The 18,278-nt window shown below is 26.5% G+C and carries 16 protein-coding genes; 2 read left to right on the top strand and 14 right to left on the bottom strand.

Annotation, left to right across the window (positions count from 1 at the left end; genetic code table 11):
- Positions 1–76: 76 nt before the first annotated feature.
- The 13 genes from A2J15_RS01380 to A2J15_RS01320 form a co-directional block, all read right to left on the bottom strand.
- Entirely contained in the window at positions 77–970 is an 894-nt protein-coding gene (locus A2J15_RS01380; RefSeq protein ID WP_066778678.1) for a PDC sensor domain-containing protein, read from the bottom strand.
- Positions 971–2,740, bottom strand: coding sequence for a UDP-N-acetylglucosamine 4,6-dehydratase (configuration-retaining) (gene pglF / locus A2J15_RS01375; protein ID WP_066778676.1), 1,770 nt, complete (start codon positions 2,738–2,740; stop codon positions 971–973).
- 2 nt (positions 2,741–2,742) lie between these two features.
- Entirely contained in the window at positions 2,743–3,903 is a 1,161-nt protein-coding gene (pglE, locus tag A2J15_RS01370; protein ID WP_066778674.1) for a UDP-N-acetylbacillosamine transaminase, read from the bottom strand.
- A 93-nt stretch (positions 3,904–3,996) separates the two neighbouring features.
- Positions 3,997–4,593 carry a UDP-N-acetylbacillosamine N-acetyltransferase gene (pglD, locus tag A2J15_RS01365; RefSeq protein ID WP_066778672.1) on the bottom strand — a complete coding sequence of 199 codons (597 nt, stop codon included), beginning with the start codon at positions 4,591–4,593 and terminating at the stop codon, positions 3,997–3,999.
- Positions 4,580–5,182 (bottom strand): undecaprenyl phosphate N,N'-diacetylbacillosamine 1-phosphate transferase, encoded by a 603-nt coding sequence (gene pglC, locus A2J15_RS01360; RefSeq protein ID WP_066778670.1) that lies wholly within the window; start codon positions 5,180–5,182, stop codon positions 4,580–4,582. Before pglC ends, pglD begins: the two co-directional genes overlap by 14 nt.
- Entirely contained in the window at positions 5,175–6,305 is a 1,131-nt protein-coding gene (locus A2J15_RS01355) for a glycosyltransferase family 4 protein (protein WP_066778668.1), read from the bottom strand. The genes pglC and A2J15_RS01355 overlap by 8 nt, the downstream gene beginning before the upstream one ends.
- Before the next feature lie 8 nt (positions 6,306–6,313).
- Complete coding sequence (locus tag A2J15_RS01350; protein ID WP_066778666.1) at positions 6,314–8,452, bottom strand: STT3 domain-containing protein; 2,139 nt, start codon at positions 8,450–8,452, stop codon at positions 6,314–6,316.
- Positions 8,453–8,455: 3 nt separating this feature from the next.
- Complete coding sequence (pglJ, locus tag A2J15_RS01345) at positions 8,456–9,553, bottom strand: N-acetylgalactosamine-N,N'-diacetylbacillosaminyl-diphospho-undecaprenol 4-alpha-N-acetylgalactosaminyltransferase (RefSeq protein WP_066778664.1); 1,098 nt, start codon at positions 9,551–9,553, stop codon at positions 8,456–8,458.
- Positions 9,541–10,470: a GalNAc(5)-diNAcBac-PP-undecaprenol beta-1,3-glucosyltransferase gene (gene pglI / locus A2J15_RS01340; RefSeq protein ID WP_066778662.1), complete on the bottom strand. Its 930-nt coding sequence runs from the start codon at positions 10,468–10,470 to the stop codon at positions 9,541–9,543. The genes pglJ and pglI overlap by 13 nt, the downstream gene beginning before the upstream one ends.
- On the bottom strand, positions 10,463–11,542 hold the full coding sequence (gene pglH, locus A2J15_RS01335; RefSeq protein ID WP_116980467.1) for a GalNAc-alpha-(1->4)-GalNAc-alpha-(1->3)-diNAcBac-PP-undecaprenol alpha-1,4-N-acetyl-D-galactosaminyltransferase: 1,080 nt from the start codon (positions 11,540–11,542) through the stop codon (positions 10,463–10,465). Before pglH ends, pglI begins: the two co-directional genes overlap by 8 nt.
- A complete protein-coding gene (gene pglK / locus A2J15_RS01330) occupies positions 11,542–13,236 on the bottom strand; it encodes a BC-type lipopolysaccharide transporter PglK (protein ID WP_066778659.1) in 1,695 nt (564 codons plus the stop codon). The genes pglH and pglK overlap by 1 nt, the downstream gene beginning before the upstream one ends.
- On the bottom strand, positions 13,230–14,216 hold the full coding sequence (galE, locus tag A2J15_RS01325; RefSeq protein WP_066778657.1) for a UDP-glucose 4-epimerase GalE: 987 nt from the start codon (positions 14,214–14,216) through the stop codon (positions 13,230–13,232). The genes pglK and galE overlap by 7 nt, the downstream gene beginning before the upstream one ends.
- 60 nt (positions 14,217–14,276) lie before the next feature.
- Positions 14,277–15,071, bottom strand: a complete 795-nt coding sequence (locus tag A2J15_RS01320; RefSeq protein ID WP_066778655.1) for a 3'-5' exonuclease — start codon at positions 15,069–15,071, stop codon at positions 14,277–14,279.
- A 67-nt stretch (positions 15,072–15,138) separates the two neighbouring features.
- Here A2J15_RS01320 and waaC point away from each other — a divergent pair, with 67 nt between their 5' ends.
- On the top strand, positions 15,139–16,167 hold the full coding sequence (gene waaC, locus A2J15_RS01315; RefSeq protein WP_066778654.1) for a lipopolysaccharide heptosyltransferase I: 1,029 nt from the start codon (positions 15,139–15,141) through the stop codon (positions 16,165–16,167).
- On the top strand, positions 16,157–17,038 hold the full coding sequence (locus tag A2J15_RS01310; protein WP_066778651.1) for a lipid A biosynthesis lauroyl acyltransferase: 882 nt from the start codon (positions 16,157–16,159) through the stop codon (positions 17,036–17,038). Before waaC ends, A2J15_RS01310 begins: the two co-directional genes overlap by 11 nt.
- On the opposite strand, the gene A2J15_RS01305 is transcribed toward A2J15_RS01310, so the two are convergent.
- Entirely contained in the window at positions 17,014–18,252 is a 1,239-nt protein-coding gene (locus A2J15_RS01305) for a glycosyltransferase family 2 protein (protein WP_116980466.1), read from the bottom strand. The genes A2J15_RS01310 and A2J15_RS01305 overlap by 25 nt on opposite strands.
- Between the last annotated feature and the right edge of the window lie 26 nt (positions 18,253–18,278).

The raw sequence follows: 18,278 nt of genomic DNA, 5'->3' as shown, positions 1-18,278 counted from the left end.
TTTACCCTTTTTGGTCTTATTAATCAAGCCAAAAATTTACAAACTAAATTATATCATCTTTTACTTAAAATTTAACTCAAATACTATTATTTTTATATTTAACCATAAACAAATATACGCTTAATCCCAGTAAAAGTAAACTCACTCCACTAATAAGATAAATAGCATAAATCATTTGAGATAAATCCCCAATAGCAAGTTTAAATACTAACATTAAAGCCTCAATTGCTAAAGCTATAATAATAGAACCTAGAAATTTTACCATGGTTTTTTGCATACCACCTTCTTCTTCTTTAGTCCTACCCAAAACTTCTTGCTCAATCAAAGTTTTTGCTAAATCAAAAATAGCCAAGGCTAAAGTTATAGCAATAGTACTTTCAAACATATTTTCTATACCTATAGCTTGATTATCAAATAAACTTAAAAAACCTTTTTTAAATAAAAAACAAGTAATAATAAATAAAACTAAAGCAAAACAAAAATATATAAAACGACTAAATTGAGTAAAGATAAATTCAAATTTTCCCGCTTTGATAATTTTTAATATATCTTCAAGCTTTATATCAATACATACAACAAAAAGTAAATTATTTTTATCATCATAAATAGGCATTGATGCTGTAACACATAATTCATTATTTAAAACAGAAGGATAAGGATCGCTTAAAACACAACGCCTTAATTTTACCACTCTATAAAAATAAGATTTCAAGCTCCTATCTTCACCCTTTCCTGTTTCATAAATTTTATTTAAAGAAATAGTATTTTCTATTTGTATGCCTGAAGCATCTAAAACATATAAAGCATCAAAAACACTCACATCATGTACTATTTTATCTAAAGCTATTTTAATACTATCTAGATGAATATTTGGAAGTTTATTGGGTAAATTTCTTGTTAAAATATAACTCATGTAAGCTCTAGCACGATAACGATTCTCTTCAAATCTTTGTATATCTTTTATATACATTTATATTCCTTCTTTATTATGCTTAAATTCAGGAACAATCTTCAATAAAGCATTGCAAACATCTTCACTAATTTGCAAATTTTGAATTTCCTCATTAAGCCAAACTAAATCCACTTTATCAGTTTTTGTAACAAAAATACTTTCATATTGCGTTTTAACATCATCTTCATTAATCAAAAGTTCTTCATAAAGCTTTTCACCTTTTCTTAAACCCGTAATTTTAATTTCTAAATCATTATGATTAGAAAGTAAAAGCATTTTTTTAGCTAAATCCATAATTTTCACAGGCTTGCCCATATCAAGTACAAAAAGCTCCCCTCCTTTTGCAATTGCCCCAGCTTGCAAAACAAGTTGAACTGCCTCATCTACAAGCATAAAATAACGCACTATATCAGGATGAGTTAAAGTTAAAGGTTCGTTATTTGCAATTTGTGCTTTAAATTTAGGTATAACACTCCCGCTTGAACCTAAAACATTACCAAAACGTACACAAGCAACTTCAAAATTTTCATCACTCATATTCAAAGTATAAAGCTCACAAACCCTTTTAGTGCAACCCATAATATTAGTAGGACGCACAGCTTTATCTGTGCTTATCATTACAAATTTAGCTACTTTGTTTTTTTTAGCACTATCACACAAAATTTTAGTACCTAAAATATTATTTAGTATAGCTGCATGAGGATTTTGTTCACAAAGTGGGACATGTTTATAAGCTGCTGCATGTAAAATAAGATCAGGTTTATAAGATTTTAACACCTTATCTAAACTTTGTTGATCTAAAATACTTAACAAAACAGGGGTAATTTTTTCTTTATATAAAGCTAATTTCTCATTAATTTTATAAAGATTATATTCGCTATGATCAATCATTATAAGATGTTTTGCTCCAAATTGAAGACATTGTTTGCAAAGCTCACTTCCTATAGTTCCACCTGCCCCACTAACTAAAACCACTTTATCTTTTAAAAATGTAGCTACAACCCTATCATCTAAATCCTTAGGTTTTCTAGCAAGTAAATCTTCTATACTAATATCTCTTGCTTCATTTTGCGTAAAAGAAAAAATTTTTACATCACAAATTCCATAGTGAATTAATTCTTCAAAAAGTTTTTTTAACTCTTCTTGCTCAAGTTTTAAAGCAATAATAGCCGTCTTAACGCCTTTTTCTACATAAGATTTTATTTTTCCTTTTTCCTCTACAATGAATTTATCGCAATAAGTCCCTATAAGTTCTTTCCTCGCATCTACAACACCAACAGGAAAAAGTCCTAAAGTTCCTTCCTTTGCACCTTTTAACAAATGCAATGCTTTAGAAGTAGCTCCTACAACAATACAAGGCATCTCTTCTTTTATTTTTGAAGGTTTAAAATCAACAAGCATTCTTTTGCTAATCCTTAAAGTACCTATGAACATATAAGAAAGTGCAAAATCTATAACAATAATACTTCTTGGGAAAGGATTAAAAAAATCACTAAAAAAATAAAAAATCACTAAAAAACAAAGCTCTGCTAAGATTAAAGCAATAAAAATTTTTCTCGCTTCATTAAGAGAAAAAAATCTCCAAGCTACCTTATAAATTCTAAAAATAAATAAAAAAATAAGTTTTAAGCAAAGCAAAATCATAGCACAAGTTAACATACCATGATAAAAAATACCAGGAATATCACCACTAAATCTTAAAGAAAAAGCTAAATAAACACTAAGCAAAATCAAAACAGTATCAAAAATCAAAAAAAAGGTCAACCTTTTGCTTTTATGAAAAATCATACTTAAGCCTTTATACTCTTTAAAATTAATTGTGAAATTTCATAAACATCATCTTGACTCATTGAAGTAGCACTTGGTAAACAAATTCCTTTTTTAAAAAACAACTCGCTATTACCATTAACATAAGCTTTTTGATTTTTAAAAAGTTCTTGAGTATGCATAGCTTTCCATAGTGGGCGCGTTTCAATTTGTTGATTTTTTAAATCATCTATAATCCTAGTAATTTTAGGATGCAAAAGAATATTTTTTTGAGTAATTTTAATATTTTTTTCATAAGCATTAAGTTCATTTTTATCAAAATCTATCAAAGCCGTACTAAGCCAACGGTTACTTCTTGAATTAGCCAATTCATCTAAAAAAACAAAATAATCCCCTAAAAATTCTTGATACCATTGATAAATTTCTCTTTTTTTAAGCACTCTTTGCTCTAGAACCTCCATTTGCGCTACCCCAATAGCTCCTAAAACATTACTAAGACGGTAATTATAACCATAATCTAAATGTTCATAGTGCAAACAATTTTCTCTTGCTTGAGTACTATAAAATCTTGCTTTTTCAATTTTTTCTTTATCCTTACCTATAAGCATACCCCCACCTGAAGTGGTAATGATTTTATTGCCATTATAAGAATAAACTCCAAATTCCCCAAAAGTTCCTAAAGCTTGTTTTTGATAAAAACTTCCCAAAGCTTCTGCTGCATCTTCAATCAAAATAATATTATTTTCTTTGCAAATTTGAACAATTTCATCCATTTTTGCAGCATTACCATAAAGATGAGTTAAAATAAAAGCCTTTGGTTTTTTTTCACATTCATTAATAGCAAGTTTTAATAAATTAATATCAACATTATAAGTTTCATCACAATCAATAAAAATAGGTCTAGCCTTAAGATAACAAATAGGAACTACTGAAGCTATAAAAGTAAAAGATGAGGCTAAAACTATGTCATCTTGTTTCACCCCTGCCACCCTTAAAGCTAAATGCAAAGCAGCTGTAGCTGAATTTAAAGCCAAAGCATTCTCACTTTTAGTATATTCTTTTACACTTTGTTCAAAACGATCTACAAATTCACCCAAAGGAGCTATATAATTACTTTTAAAAACTTCCTCTATGTATTTTAATTCATTGCCACTCATATGAGGCGAAGAAAGAAAAAATCTCATTATTTGTCCTTTTATATAAAAGAAATATTGTATCAAATCAAATATATTCTAGCGAAAAAAATTGATAAAAAAGAAAAAATTTTTATAAGATTTTCATATTGATATTTTTCTTTTTGCAGGAACTCCTATAAAAACCCCTTTTTCATTTTCACTTTTAACTAAAGTTGCTCCACCACCTAAAATACTATTATCAGCCAAACTTAAATTAGGCAAAATACAAGAATTAATACCCAAAAAACAATTTTTTCCTATTTTAACATTTCCTGCACATTTAGCACCTACGCTTATATGAGTAAATTCTCCTATAACACACTCATGCTCAATTACACTTGCAGTGTTTAAAATAACACCTCTTTCTATCTTAGCCTTAGCATTAACTACTACATAAGGCATAATTAAAATTCCAGAATTTTCTTCTATATTTGCACTAGGACTTATAAAAGTATTTTTGTCAATAAGATTAACAATCTTAAAACCACTTGCTAAAACTTTTTTATAAATTTGCTTTCTAATAATATTATCTCCTATGGCTATAAAAAAATCATATTTAGGTAATTTAGGATGGAATTTCATTCCTTTAAAATCATCCAAAAAAATACATTCTTTATAACCTATATTTTTAGCTATATCTTGACAAACAAGTCCATGTCCACTTGCACCATAAATATAAATTTTTTCAGTTTTTGCCATTAAATTTCTCTGTTGTAACATAACCTTTTTTATTTACCCCGCTTCGCTTTAAAACTTTTAAAACCGTTAAAAACATAATTTTTAAATCAAACCAAAAAGAAATATGTTCTACATAATAAACATCAAGTTCAAATTTTTTATACCAAGAAATAGCATTTCTCCCATTTACCTGAGCCCATCCTGTTATACCTGGACGCACCTTATGACGCATTTTTTGCTCTTTAGTATAAAGAGTTAAATATTCGACTAAAAGAGGTCTAGGACCTACAAAACTCATATCGCCTCTTAAAATATTAAAAAGCTGTAAAAGTTCATCCAAGCTTAAATTTCTAATAATTTTCCCAAGAGTTTTTAAACGCAACTCATCACTTAAAAGTTGGTTATTTTCATCTTTTTCATCACTCATAGTTTTAAATTTATAAATCTTAAAAATTTTCTCATTTAAACCAGGTCGTTCCTGAGTAAAGACCACCGCCCCTTGAGTAATTTTTAAAAGTAAAGCAATCAATAAAATAATAGGAGAAAAAAGTATTAAAAAAACCAAAGCTAAAATAAAATCAAAAATTCTTTTCATAAATTTTTCATACATTTTTTACCTCTTCATCATAAAGTGCTAAGTATTCTTGTGCAATTACATTTTCATCATATTTTAAAGCATCTTTAGCAGCATTTTTGGCTAAATTAAATCTTAATGTTTCATCCTCTAATAAAAGTACAATTTTATCAATTAAATCTTGAGTATCTTTTGTTTTAACCCAAAGTCCATCATAAGCATTAGAAATTACTTCTACACAACCCTCACAATCACTTACTATTATAGCCTTAGCACAAGCTTTTGCTTCTAAAACACTTACAGGAAAACCCTCTTTATAACTTGGTAAAACAAAAATATCACAATTATGTAAAAAATTTATTACATCGTCTTTAAAACCTAAATAATACACATTACCTGAAGTTAAAAATTCCAAACTTGCACAAGAAGGATTATCATCTCTTTGACCTATTAATACAAAATTAGCCCTATCTTTTAACATTTTAGCACTTTGATAAAATTCTTTCACACCCTTATGCCATAAAGTCCTTGCAATCATAAGTACAATAGGCTTTTTATCTATATCAAACTGTTTCCAAAATAATTGTTTTTGCTCTTGTCCTATATAAAGAGGAAAAAATTTTTTTAGATTAATTCCCACTGATTTTATTATGCAAATTTTACTCTCATCAAGTCCTAAATTTTGCATAAATTTTGCATTACTTTCATTAACAAAAATAAATTTAGAGGCTATTTTAAAACTAATTTTATAAAGCATATTAACCACAAAACATATTAATCTTGATTTTATATTTCTTTCTATATAAAAAGATCCTAAACCTTCTACAAGAGCAAAACGATAAGGAATTTTAGCCCATTTTGCCGCTAAAATTCCAAAAGTATTGCTTTTATGCGCTGCACTTTGAATAAAATCTAAATTTAATTTTTGCAAAATCTTAACAAGATGAAAAAAATTCTTTAAAACCACTAAAGGATTCAAACTTGATCTTTTAAGCTCATAAATCACCAAATTTAAACCGAGTTCTTTAAGTTTTTGCGTGTATTCATCTTGCGGAACTATGATAAAAACTTCATCTCCTCTAGCTTTTAAAGCTTTAATAATAGGCATTCTAAAATGATAAATACTTGATCCTACGTGCGATAAAAAACCTATTCTCATTTTTATCCTTAAATTTTAAGTTTAAAAACTTTAGCATCTTTAGAATTAAGAACTAAATCAAATAAATTTTTATCATAATTTCCTAGAAAAAACATTTGCACATAAGCACTATTAAACATAAGCTTATCCATTAAAATAAACTGAGTATATCTTGTGGCATTATCCTTAAAATAAAAAATATAAAATTGGGCTTTATCATCAATTGGAGTAATTTTATACTCACCTTGTTTAATAGAATTAATTTCTATAATACTGTTGATTGAAATCACGCTATCACCTATTTTAAAACTGCTAAAATCATCACTTAAAATCGCTCCGTTACTTAGATAAATTTCACCATTTTTAATATCAATAGTATAAGCAGTACTAAAAGTAAAAGGTTTATCCAAAACACCTGTATTTAAATTAATCAAAGAAAAACTCGCCACAGTAGAAAAAATCAAAGACATTCTAGCGGGCATATAAAGATAAACATCACGAGTTTTTGGAGTATGAATTTCAAATCCAGGTTTAGATAAAGAAGCTAAAAATAAATCTACATTGCTTTGATTATAATCTTTCATCATAGCTTTTAAAATATCTATTTTTAAAATATCATGTCCTAAAGCATAAAAACTTTTTTCCGTATACTCAACACTAAGTCTTGCCATATTAGCAGCAGCTTGCTGATCTTTACTTAAAACAAAAGATGGGAAAAAATTATCTTTACCCAAATGCTTTCCTCCATCTACTAAAGTTTTTACATCGCTATAATAACGCACAGGATAACCATAATCCCACCAAGTTACTACATAATCTTCTCTATCAGCTATATTTTTTAATTGACTTAATAATAAAACCTCTTTTTGAGAGAAAACAGTTGGAGCTTTATAATTGTAAATATGAATCAATATAGGAATTAAAGCCACAACAGCAATAAAAATACAAATATTTAAAGCTGATTGATGATATTTTTTAAATACTATATTTTTTAATTCACTCAATAAAAAACCAAAACCTAAAGCCATTATAGGCACAGCATATATAGTAAATCTTAATCCACTTTTTAAAGCTAAAAATCCAAGAAAAAGCATAGGTAAAGCCATTATAATACTTTTACGTTCTTTCATTAATAAAACAAAACCCAACAAAGAAAACACAAAAACGATTTGACTACCGCTAATTCTTTTCATAAATTCACTCAAATCTACATTTTCAACCTCTTGTATGGTTTGATTAACATTAAAATACATAAATCCTTGAGTCAAACCTACACTCTCATCACTTCTAAAAATATAAAATTTAAGCTGATACAATATAGGATCTACTCCTCCACTTAAAATCAAAAATACCAAAGTTAAAAATCCCAAAATACCTATGGTTAAAAAATTTAAACGTTTTTGTTCTAAAACAAACAAAACAAAACATATCGTTATAATAGCACTTTGATAAAACCATGCTATCTTAGAAAGTGTAAAAGAAGATAAAATAAGAGCTAAATAAAAAATCTTTTCACGCCTATGAAAAATCAAAGTATAAATAAAAAAAAGACCAATTAATGCAACATTTAAAGTATAACTTGAAGGATACCACCAAAGATACACTTCTACAAATAAAGGTAACATAATTAAAGAAAAAAGATCTTTTTTTAAAATAATTCTTATCATAAAAAATACAATAAACATAGGCAAAACAATCACAAGCATATCAGTATCATAATATCCACTCATAGTGCGATTATAATAACTATTTGCTATACTTGCTAAAAGAGCAGCAATAAAACCCATTAAAGGTCGCTTATATTCATGAGCTATTAAAATGATAGGAATAACCACCAAAGAAGATAAAAAAACACTCATATACAAAATAATACTTTCAAATGAAAAAGGTAGTATTTTATAAAACCAATAAGTAAGAGTAGATAAAGAAGAACCATAATAGCTCAAATCATTAGGCTGATGAAAACCTGCTATCATATCTCTTGCACCTTCAGCAAAAGCATAGCCATCATTTGAAATAATCATTAATTGATTATTAAAAAAATACTCATCAAATTCACTCGCCCACCAAATCCAATAAAGCCTACAAATCACACTAAAAACATAAGTAAATAAGATCGTTAAACCTAAAAGTAAGTATGGATTTTTTAAATATTCTCTTTTTAACATTTTTTACCCTAATAAATATTTCAAAGCATCACGTGCAATCTTCACTTTATCAAAAGCTAAAGCTCTATTTTTAGCTTTATTTTTATACGCTTGCCTTAAATTATCATCCTCTAGCATGATTTTTAAACCATTAAACATAGAATTTTCATTATCAACTTCAACTAAAAGTCCAAATTCATCATTACCAAAAAGTTCTCTTGCCCCACTTTTATGATCAGTGCAAACTACAGCACATCCACAAGCAAGGCTCTCAATTAAAACATTTGAAAAGCCTTCGAACACTGAAGCAAAAGCAAAAAATTCACACCTAGACATATATTTATAAGGATTATTATCAAAACCCAAAAGCAAAACTTTATTTTGCAAATTTAATCCTTTAATTAAAGCTAAAAGTTCATGTTTTAATACACCTTCGCCTAAAATTACAAGCTTTAAGTCAGTTTTTAATCTAGCATAAGCACGAATTAACAAAGCATGATTTTTCCCTTCATCAAGTCTACCTACACTTAAAATAAATTTATCTTCTAAGGAGATTTTTTCAAGGGATTTTTGTTCTATATTTTCTAAATCAATAGCATTATATAAAATTTCACATTTTTGAGAAGGTATGTTAAAATTTTGGATTAAATCTTTTAAATTTCCTTGAGAATTAGCTAAAATCAAATTTGCTCTTGGATAAAGTAAAGAAATTAACAATTTATTTATTAAAGCATTAAGATTATTTTTTGCATACATAACACTTGGAGTCGTGCATTCATTGATCACAAGACGTGTTTTATTTCCTAAAATTTTCGCTATTAAAGCTACATAATTGGGACGATTTAAAAAAACAAATTCTGTATCAATGCATAATTGTTTACAAATTGTTTTATATTTTAAAGCTAAAAAAGGTAATTTTAAAAATTTTAAAATAGGATTTTCATTGGGTTTTGAATATTCTAAAAAATGAATTTTACACTCAGGAATTTCATAAGAGATTTTATCATTCATTAAAATCAAATGCACTTCAAACTTCAAACTCAAAATAGGTAACAAAGTTGCCACAACCCTTTCAGCTCCACCACTTCCTAAAGAATAAATAAAAATTGCTAGTTTTTGCATAAAGCCACCCGAATTTTTGATAATTTTACAATCCACTTACTTGGAATTATACTTAAAATGAGTAATATCAAAGCAGGAGTATTTATTTTTATACTCAAACTTTTAAATAAACATTGATATAATTTTTTATAATTTTGAGCAAGTTTTGCATAGTATGCTGCCATTTTATAATGCCTAGCACAAACTTTTTTATAATCCTTATCTTTACTCACTTTAAATTCATTTTCTAAAATTTTAGCAAGCTCTAAATAACCTAAATACACCCTATAAGCGTGTTTATTTGATCCTAAAGTCACACTATCTTTTCTAAAAATACGATAAATTCTCAAAGCTTTATGAATGTAAAAACTTTTTTCTTGATATAAATTCACCCAAAGAGTAACTTCATTTCCATAAAATTCCTCATTAAAGCGTTTATTGTCTAATAAGGTTTTTTTAAAAATAGAAAAAAATTCTCCATGAAATTTCTCCATTAAAAAATCTTTTTTTGAAATTTCACTATCTTGATTTAAACCTTTTCCGCTAAACTCATTGCTTAAAATACCTTCTTTTTCTATCAAACAATTTCCAAAAACATGAGCATAACCTTCATCAATTTTTTGCATTAAAACACTTAAAGCATGAGGTAAAAGCTCATCATCATCATCTAAAAAACTTACAAATTCACCTCTAGCTTTATCTAAACCATTATTTTTATTGCCATTTGGTCCTTGTTTATAAGTTTCATTTAAAAAATATTTGATACGCTGATCATCTTTTTGTAAAGCTTTAATCACGCTTTGAGTATTATCATTAGAATTATCATCACTTACAATAATTTCTAAATCTTTAAAATCTTGATTTTGAATACTTTCAAGTGCCTTTTTTAATAAAACTGAACGATTATAAGTAGGAACGATAATAGAAAGTTTAGGCATTTTTTACCTCATTTATAAGCTCAAGCCACTGATTTTTAATATTTAAAATTTCAAAATCTTTACATCGTTTTTTAGCATTTAATACTATTTTTTTTCTTAAATATTCATTTTTTAAAACAAATTCAATTTTTTTTGCCAAAGCTATTTCATCATCACAAGCAACCAAAAACCCATCATAATCATGCCTAATTAAATCCTTAGCTCCACTATAATAAGTACTTGAAATTCTACAAACTTCAAAATATAAACTTTCAATTAAAACGGTTGGCAAGCCCTCCATAAAAGAACAAAGACAAAGTATTTTTGCTCTTTCATAAAGAACTTGAACATTTTCAATATGACCTAAAAATTTAACTCTTATTTTTAAAGATTTTGCCTTATATTCAAGCTCTTGTTTTAATTGCCCATCTCCTACTACAATAAATTCACAACTTTCTTGCAAAATTTTATCTAAATGGGCTATAGCCTTTAAAAACATTGCAGGATTTTTATTTTGATCTAGGCGCCCGATAAATAAAACTAAATTTTCTTTTTTCAAATCAGAATCTAAAAAAACAGCATCGCTAAAATGGCAAGGATTAAGCAATACTCTTACATTTTTAACAAATTTTTCATAATATTTTTTATCATCATTTCCAAGCACAGTTAAAGCATCACAAAAAGGATAACTTATGCGTCTTAAAAAATACCAAATTTTAGATTTTAAATAAGCTTTATTACTATGTTCGCAAATAATTAAAGGAATTTTAAGCCCCAAACTCGCAACAATACAGGCAATATTTGTTGTATCTAAAAAAGAAATAAAAATATCGGCTTCGCTTTCTTTTAAAGCTTTTCTTAGGGCAAATATTTTTTTAAAACGACTAAAAATTTTATGATACAAGCTATCAAATCTAAATTGCTTCAAAGTAATAATTTTAATATTTTCTTCAAGCTTATAAAAAGAATTTTCTGGATGAAATTTAATAATACTTACTTCATGTTCTTTGCAAAATGCATTTGCTAAAGTTACCAAAACACGTTCAGCTCCACCAGAATTTAAAGTTGCTATAATAAAACTTATTTTCATCACTATTTCCCCTCTTTAAGTTCACCTTGATCCAAACAATAAATCCTATCACATTCTTTTATTGTCGAAAGACGGTGAGCGATAACTATCATAGTTTTATCTTTTGAAATTTTATAAAGCTCATCCATAATTTTTGCTTCACTTTGAATATCAAGTGCTGAAGTTGCTTCATCAAGGACCAAAATTTCAGGTTTTAAATACAAAGCCCTTGCTATAGCAATGCGTTGTTTTTGTCCCCCACTTAAATTATTACCCCCATCACCTACTTTAGTATATACCCCTTGTTCTAGACTTTTGATAAAATCTTCTAAATTAGCTTGTTTAATAACCTCATAAAGTCTTTTTTCATCAATTTTATCTCCAAAAGTAATATTTTTAGCAATACTATCATTAAAAAGATAAATATTTTGAGGAATATAACCTATTTTTTGACGATAATTTTTAACATTTTTTGCACTTAATTCTTGATCATCAATGAAAATTTGTCCTTCTTTAGGTTTTAAAAGTCCAATAATAAGATCTACTAAAGTACTTTTTCCACAGCCACTTTCTCCAACAAAAGCAATTTTTTCACCTTTTTTAATCTTTAAATTTAAATTTTTAAATAAATATTTTTTACCCTCATAAGCAAAACTAAGATTATCAATTTTTAACTCTTTATTAAAATCAATCTTTTCTTCCCCTAAATTTTCTTCTTCTTGTTGCAAATTTTGATAAATAATATTTAAAGAAGGATAATAATACAATAAATCATGATAACTTGTAATAATGCGATTAGCACTTGGCATTAAACGATAAAGAGCTAAAACAAAAATAGAAATTGTAGATAAAATTCCAGAAATATCACCCTCATTTTTTAAAACCAAAAAAACCACAATAAAAACCAAAACACAAAAGCCCATGCCTTCAAGATAAATCCTAGGAATAGCTCCTATACTTTCATTAATAATATTTGCCCTAGAAAAAACTTCACTTTGTTTTTTAAAAAGGCTTAACACTCCTTCTTCTTTGGTTTTAAGTTTAATAAATTTAAAATTATTCAAATTAGTATTTAAAATTTCAAAAAAATTTTTCATAGATTCTTCACGTTTATTTCCAGCTTTTTTAATAATAGGACTTAAAATTTTAACTAAAATAAAAGCATTAAATATCATAAACACACTCAACAATAAAGTGATCTTATAATTAACAAAAAGCATTAAAGAATAAAGTAAAAATACTACAAAAATTTCACTCATTAATAATAAAAAGGATGAAATCATAGTACTTAGATTATAAACCTCACCTGTTATAGATTTTAAAACTTCAGATTGATTTTTTGCACTAAATTTTTCATAATTAATGTTTAAAAATCTAGAAAAAACCTTATAAGCTATAACATGATAACGCCCTTTAGAAAATTTTGCCAAAAGATAAAAATAATAAGCATTTAATAAAGATCTAAAAAGGTAAAAGATAATCAATCCTATACCAAAATAAACAACAATTTCAAAAATAGGGATATTTAAATACTCTTTTATCCTAATAAGATAATCATTTTTATCAAAATAAGAAAAATCACTCGCTAAAGCAATAAAAGGCATTACCAAAGAAATTGAAAAAGTTTCTATAAAAGAAATAAATACTGAAAAAATAAGTAAAAAAAATAAAAATTTTTTATCCTCTTTATTTAAAATAAAAAAAAGTTTTCTTAACACTGTTTTTCCCATTCAAAAGCAGACTTACAAATAAGCTCTAAATCATCATATTTTGGCTGCCAAGAAGTAAGACTTCTTATTTTACTTGCATCAGCAATCAATACACTAGGATCTCCAGCGCGACGTGGGGCAAACTCAACTTTAAAATCAACCCCACTAACCTTTTTCATAGTCTCAATAACTTCTTTCACACTAAAACCATGTCCATAAGCTACATTAAAAATATTACTTTCATGATCTTTTAAATATTCTAAAGCTGCTAAATGTGCACTAGAAATATCATCAACATGAATAAAATCTCTAATACAAGTACCATCTTTTGTATCGTAATCATTTCCAAAAATAAAAATTTTATCTCGTTTTTTCGCAGCACATTCAGCTGCAACTTTTATAAGCAAGGTTGCCTTTTCATAACGTTGACCTAATTTATAATCCATACAAGCACCTGCAACATTAAAATATCTTAAAATACAATATTTAAACTCAGGATGTGCCATGCTTGCATCGCGTAAAATATCTTCACTCATTAACTTACTACGCCCATAAGGATTAATAGGCATCAAAGCACTTGTTTCACTTACAACAGAACTTTGAGGCTCTCCATAAGTAGCTGCTGTTGAAGAAAATATAAAATTCTTCACCCCTGTTTGTATACAAGTTTGTATTAAATTACTTGTATTTGCAGTATTATTCATATAATATTTTAAAGGATTTTGCATGCTCTCAAAAACTTCGATACTAGCAGCAAAATGAACAACAGTGTCAAATTTTTCCCTTTCAAAAAGAGTTTTTATACTTTTAAAATCACTTAAATCTTGTTCAAAAAAATCAAAATGACGTATACTTTTTAAATCCTCTATTGCAATTTTAGATCCTTTAGAAAGATTATCTAAAACACTAATTTCATAATCGGTTTTTAAAAACTGCCTTAAAGTATGAGAACCAATATAACCTGCACCACCGCTAATAAGAATTTTCATTAATCTTTCCTTATCTTAAAATTTAGACTAAAAGAAATTTTAATATATTTTTTTTAATATTCAAGATTGAAAATTTAAGATTTCAGTCTCACAAGCCTCAATAAAAATTTCCATATAAGACCTATTTGCCTTTTTTAAACGTAAATAATCACACATACAAGTAAGAAAATAAATATAATCTTCTTGATTCACATTAGATTTAATCAATTCATACTTTAAAAAAAGCATATAAGTGTTTAAAACATCGCTTTCACAATATTCATGAATTTTTTCAAGTTTATCTTGATAAAAAAGTTCCATCACCGCATCCCCATGTATATCATATTTTCCTGGTAAACCTGCCATAGAACATATAAGATCAAGTTTAATTCCACGCCCATTTACCCCCAAAGATTCATACAAATCACAATGTTTAAGTTCTGAAAATCTTGTTTTATAATTATTCCATTTATCACTTTGCGTATCAAGATAAGTAGCTGCTTTAATATTATATTTTAAAGCTCTTAAAACAAGTACAGGCATATCGAAATTTTTACCATTAAAGCTCACTAATTTTGGTTCATATTTTTCAATAAAATTAAAAAAACTAGCAATCATTTCTTTTTCGCTATTTCCCTCAATTTTATTGACTTTTATAAATTTTCCAAAACTATCGCTTAAAACCGCACAAATGCTAATAATTTTATGATAAGGTAAAGGCAAAAACTCATTCCCGCTTTGTTCTTTTTGCCATTTTAATGCTTGTAAACTTACTTCTAAATCACTTCCTTGAAAATTTAAAGTTTTACGAATAAGATCAGCATCAGGTACACTTTCACAATCAAAAACACAAATATAATCTTTATTTTTTATCATTTTTTAACCTTTTTTTAAATAATTTTGCTAAAATCATATCAGAAATTTTCAATAATTAGGTTCTTTCATGAAAATAGCAATCGTTCGTTTATCAGCGCTTGGAGATATTATACAAAGTGCAGCAGTTTTACAATTTATCAAAAAGTTCAAAAAAGATATAGAAATTCATTGGTTTGTAGATATCAAATTTGAAGGCATACTTAAAAATCATCCCTTAATAGATAAACTTTATGCTTTACCTTTAAAAGATAAAAAAATACTTAAAAGTCTCAAAATTCTTTTAAATGCAAGAAAAAACCATTATGATGCTGTTATGGATTTACAAGGACTCATAAAATCTTCTATTGTAAGTAGAATTTTAAGTAAAAATAATTTTGGCTTTGATAAAGCAAGTTTAAAAGAAAGTTTTGCACATAATTTTTATAATCAAAAGCTCAGCATTGATTACAATGAAAATGTTTTTGTGAGATATTTAAGTCTTGCTTCTTTTATGCTTAATACAGACTTTAGTGCTAAAGATTTAGCCTTTAAACAAGATGTTTTTAAAATTAATAATAATTTAAAAGAAGCCTTAAATGAAAAATTACAACTTGATAAAAATAAGCAAAATATACTCATACATGTAGGTTCAAGCGTAGAAAATAAAATTTATCCAAAAACCAAACTTGCTATATTATGCAAACTTTTAATCAATGAATTCCAAAAAGCAAAAATTTGGCTAGCTTGGGGTAATACAAAAGAACATAATTTTGCCAAAGAAGTTTTAAATCTTAGTGGTATTGATGAAATTCATATAAGCTTAGCACCCAAATTCAACCTTGAAGAACTTATGGCTTTTACTAAAATGATGAACTTGATCATAGGAAATGATAGCGGACCAACACACTTAGCTTTTGCTTTAAACAAACCTTCTATTACTATTTTTGGTGCTACACCTAGCCATAGGAATGCTTTTAAAACTAATATTAATAAAATTATTGATGCGGGTAAAAAGATCCAAGATGCTAAACACATTGATAAAAGTGATTTTTGCATCACACTTATAGAAGAAGAAGATATCTTTAAACTCGCTAAAAGCCTGCTTAATGAAAAATAAAGATAATTTATACCTTAGTCTTTATTTCATTTTAAAATTTTTTATTATTTTTATGCCTCATTTCATATTAAATTTTTTAGCCTTAATCACTGCAAGAATTACTTTTTATCTTAATAAAAAACACCGTAAAATTATTGATACTAATTTACAAATTTGCTTTCCCGCTTATGATAAAAAAAAACGCGATAAAATTGCTCTAAAAATCTATAAAAATTTTGCCCAACTTGGTATTGACTGCTTAAAAAATCAAAATACTACAAAAGAAAAAATACTCAATAAGGTTCAATTTATCAATGAAAACTTTTTAACGCAAGCTTTAGCAAATAAGCGTCCTATCATTTTTACTACAGCACATTATGGAAATTGGGAAATTTTAAGTCTTGCTTATGCGGCAAAATATGGACCTATATCTATAGTAGGGAAAAAACTAAAAAGTGAAGTTATGTATAAAATTTTAAGCCAAAATCGCACTCAATTTAATATACAACTTATTGATAAAAAAGGCGGCTTAAAACAAATGCTAAGTGCTTTAAAGCGAGGAAGATCTTTAGGATTGCTAACCGATCAAGATTGCACAGACAATGAAAGCATAAAAATCAGTTTTTTCAACAAAGAAGTAAATTATCAAATGGGTGCAAGCTTTATAGCACAAAAAAGTGATGCTCTAATCATTCCTGTTTATGTTTATAAAAATAAATTCAATCAATTTTGTATAGAATTTTTCAAACCCAAAGATCCAAGAAATACTACCCTAGAAGAACTTACACTTTATCAAGCACAAACTTGTGAAGCAATGATTAAAAAAAGACCTTGGGAGTATTTTTTCTTTCATAGACGCTTTGCTAGTTATAGTGAAGAATTATATAAATAAAACAAATTTTTTATGTTTTTAATCTTTTTAGGATGTCTTATCAAATAATATAAACAATGTTTTAATAAATATAATTTATTTGGATGAGCCATTTTGACTAGTTTAACTATGTTTAATGGATCTATTTTTAAATTAATTTTTAATAAATTACAATGCCAAGCAAGAGAATTGATAAAAAAACAATCATATTTATATTGCTTATTCTTTAAATAAGAATTATAAAAATTATTAATAATAATACCAGATCTAACTATACAATAACAATGATAATATTTTTTTAATAAATCACTGTCATTAAAATAACAACTTATTTCTTCTAAATATTTAGGCATTTTGCATTTTTTATCAATATTTTTAGAACTTGAAGAATCCTTTCTTACCCTATAAACAAGCAATGTTTCATTTAAAAATAAAATTTTATTAGCCATTGCAAAAAGTATGATTCCAAAATCATTATCTTCATTGTATATACCATGAGTAAAACGAAGATTGTATTGGTTTAAAATATGAGATTTAAAACTCCCTTGCCAAGTAAACACAAATGAATATTTATTGCAATCAATTATTGCGTCTAAAGCATAATTATAATTACTTTTTGGTATATTATTTGGTATTTCAAAATAATGATTCTTATCTATTTTATTTTCATTTTGAATATATCTACAAAGATTGTGCGCGCAAATATCTAAATCTTTATCTAACATTTCTTTTGCACAAAGTTTAATGCAATCTTTTAAAAAATAATCATCAGAATCTAAAAAATGTATTATACAATCAGGCAATTCTTGAATGATAAAATCATTGATATTTTCTATTTTTGTTTTGATATATCTTTCTTCAATTAAAGTAAAATTAGATTTAATATACTCTTTTTTTATTATTTTTGTATTTTTTTCAAAACTATGTGTTGAAGTAAAAGAAAGTATATCTTGTTCTTCTTCAAAAAAAGATCTTAATTTAGTTCCTTTAAGAAATTCTAATCCCATATTTCTTGCTGAAGATTGCCCTCCATTTTCCTTGGAAATCAAAAATATTCTTTCATCTTTTCTTAAATATTGAAGTGCTATATCTAAACTCTTATCCGTACTTCCATCATCTATTAAGATAATATCTAAATTAGCATAACTTTGATTTACAACACTATCTAAACATTCTTTTAAATAAGACTCAACATTATAAATAGGTATGATAATAGAAATTAAAGGATTGTTCATATATACTTTCTTTTTTATTTTTTAAA

This window comes from Campylobacter hepaticus, assembly GCF_001687475.2.
Classification (GTDB): Bacteria; Campylobacterota; Campylobacteria; order Campylobacterales; family Campylobacteraceae; genus Campylobacter_D; species Campylobacter_D hepaticus.
This window is presented reverse-complemented; position numbering and strand designations above follow the sequence as displayed.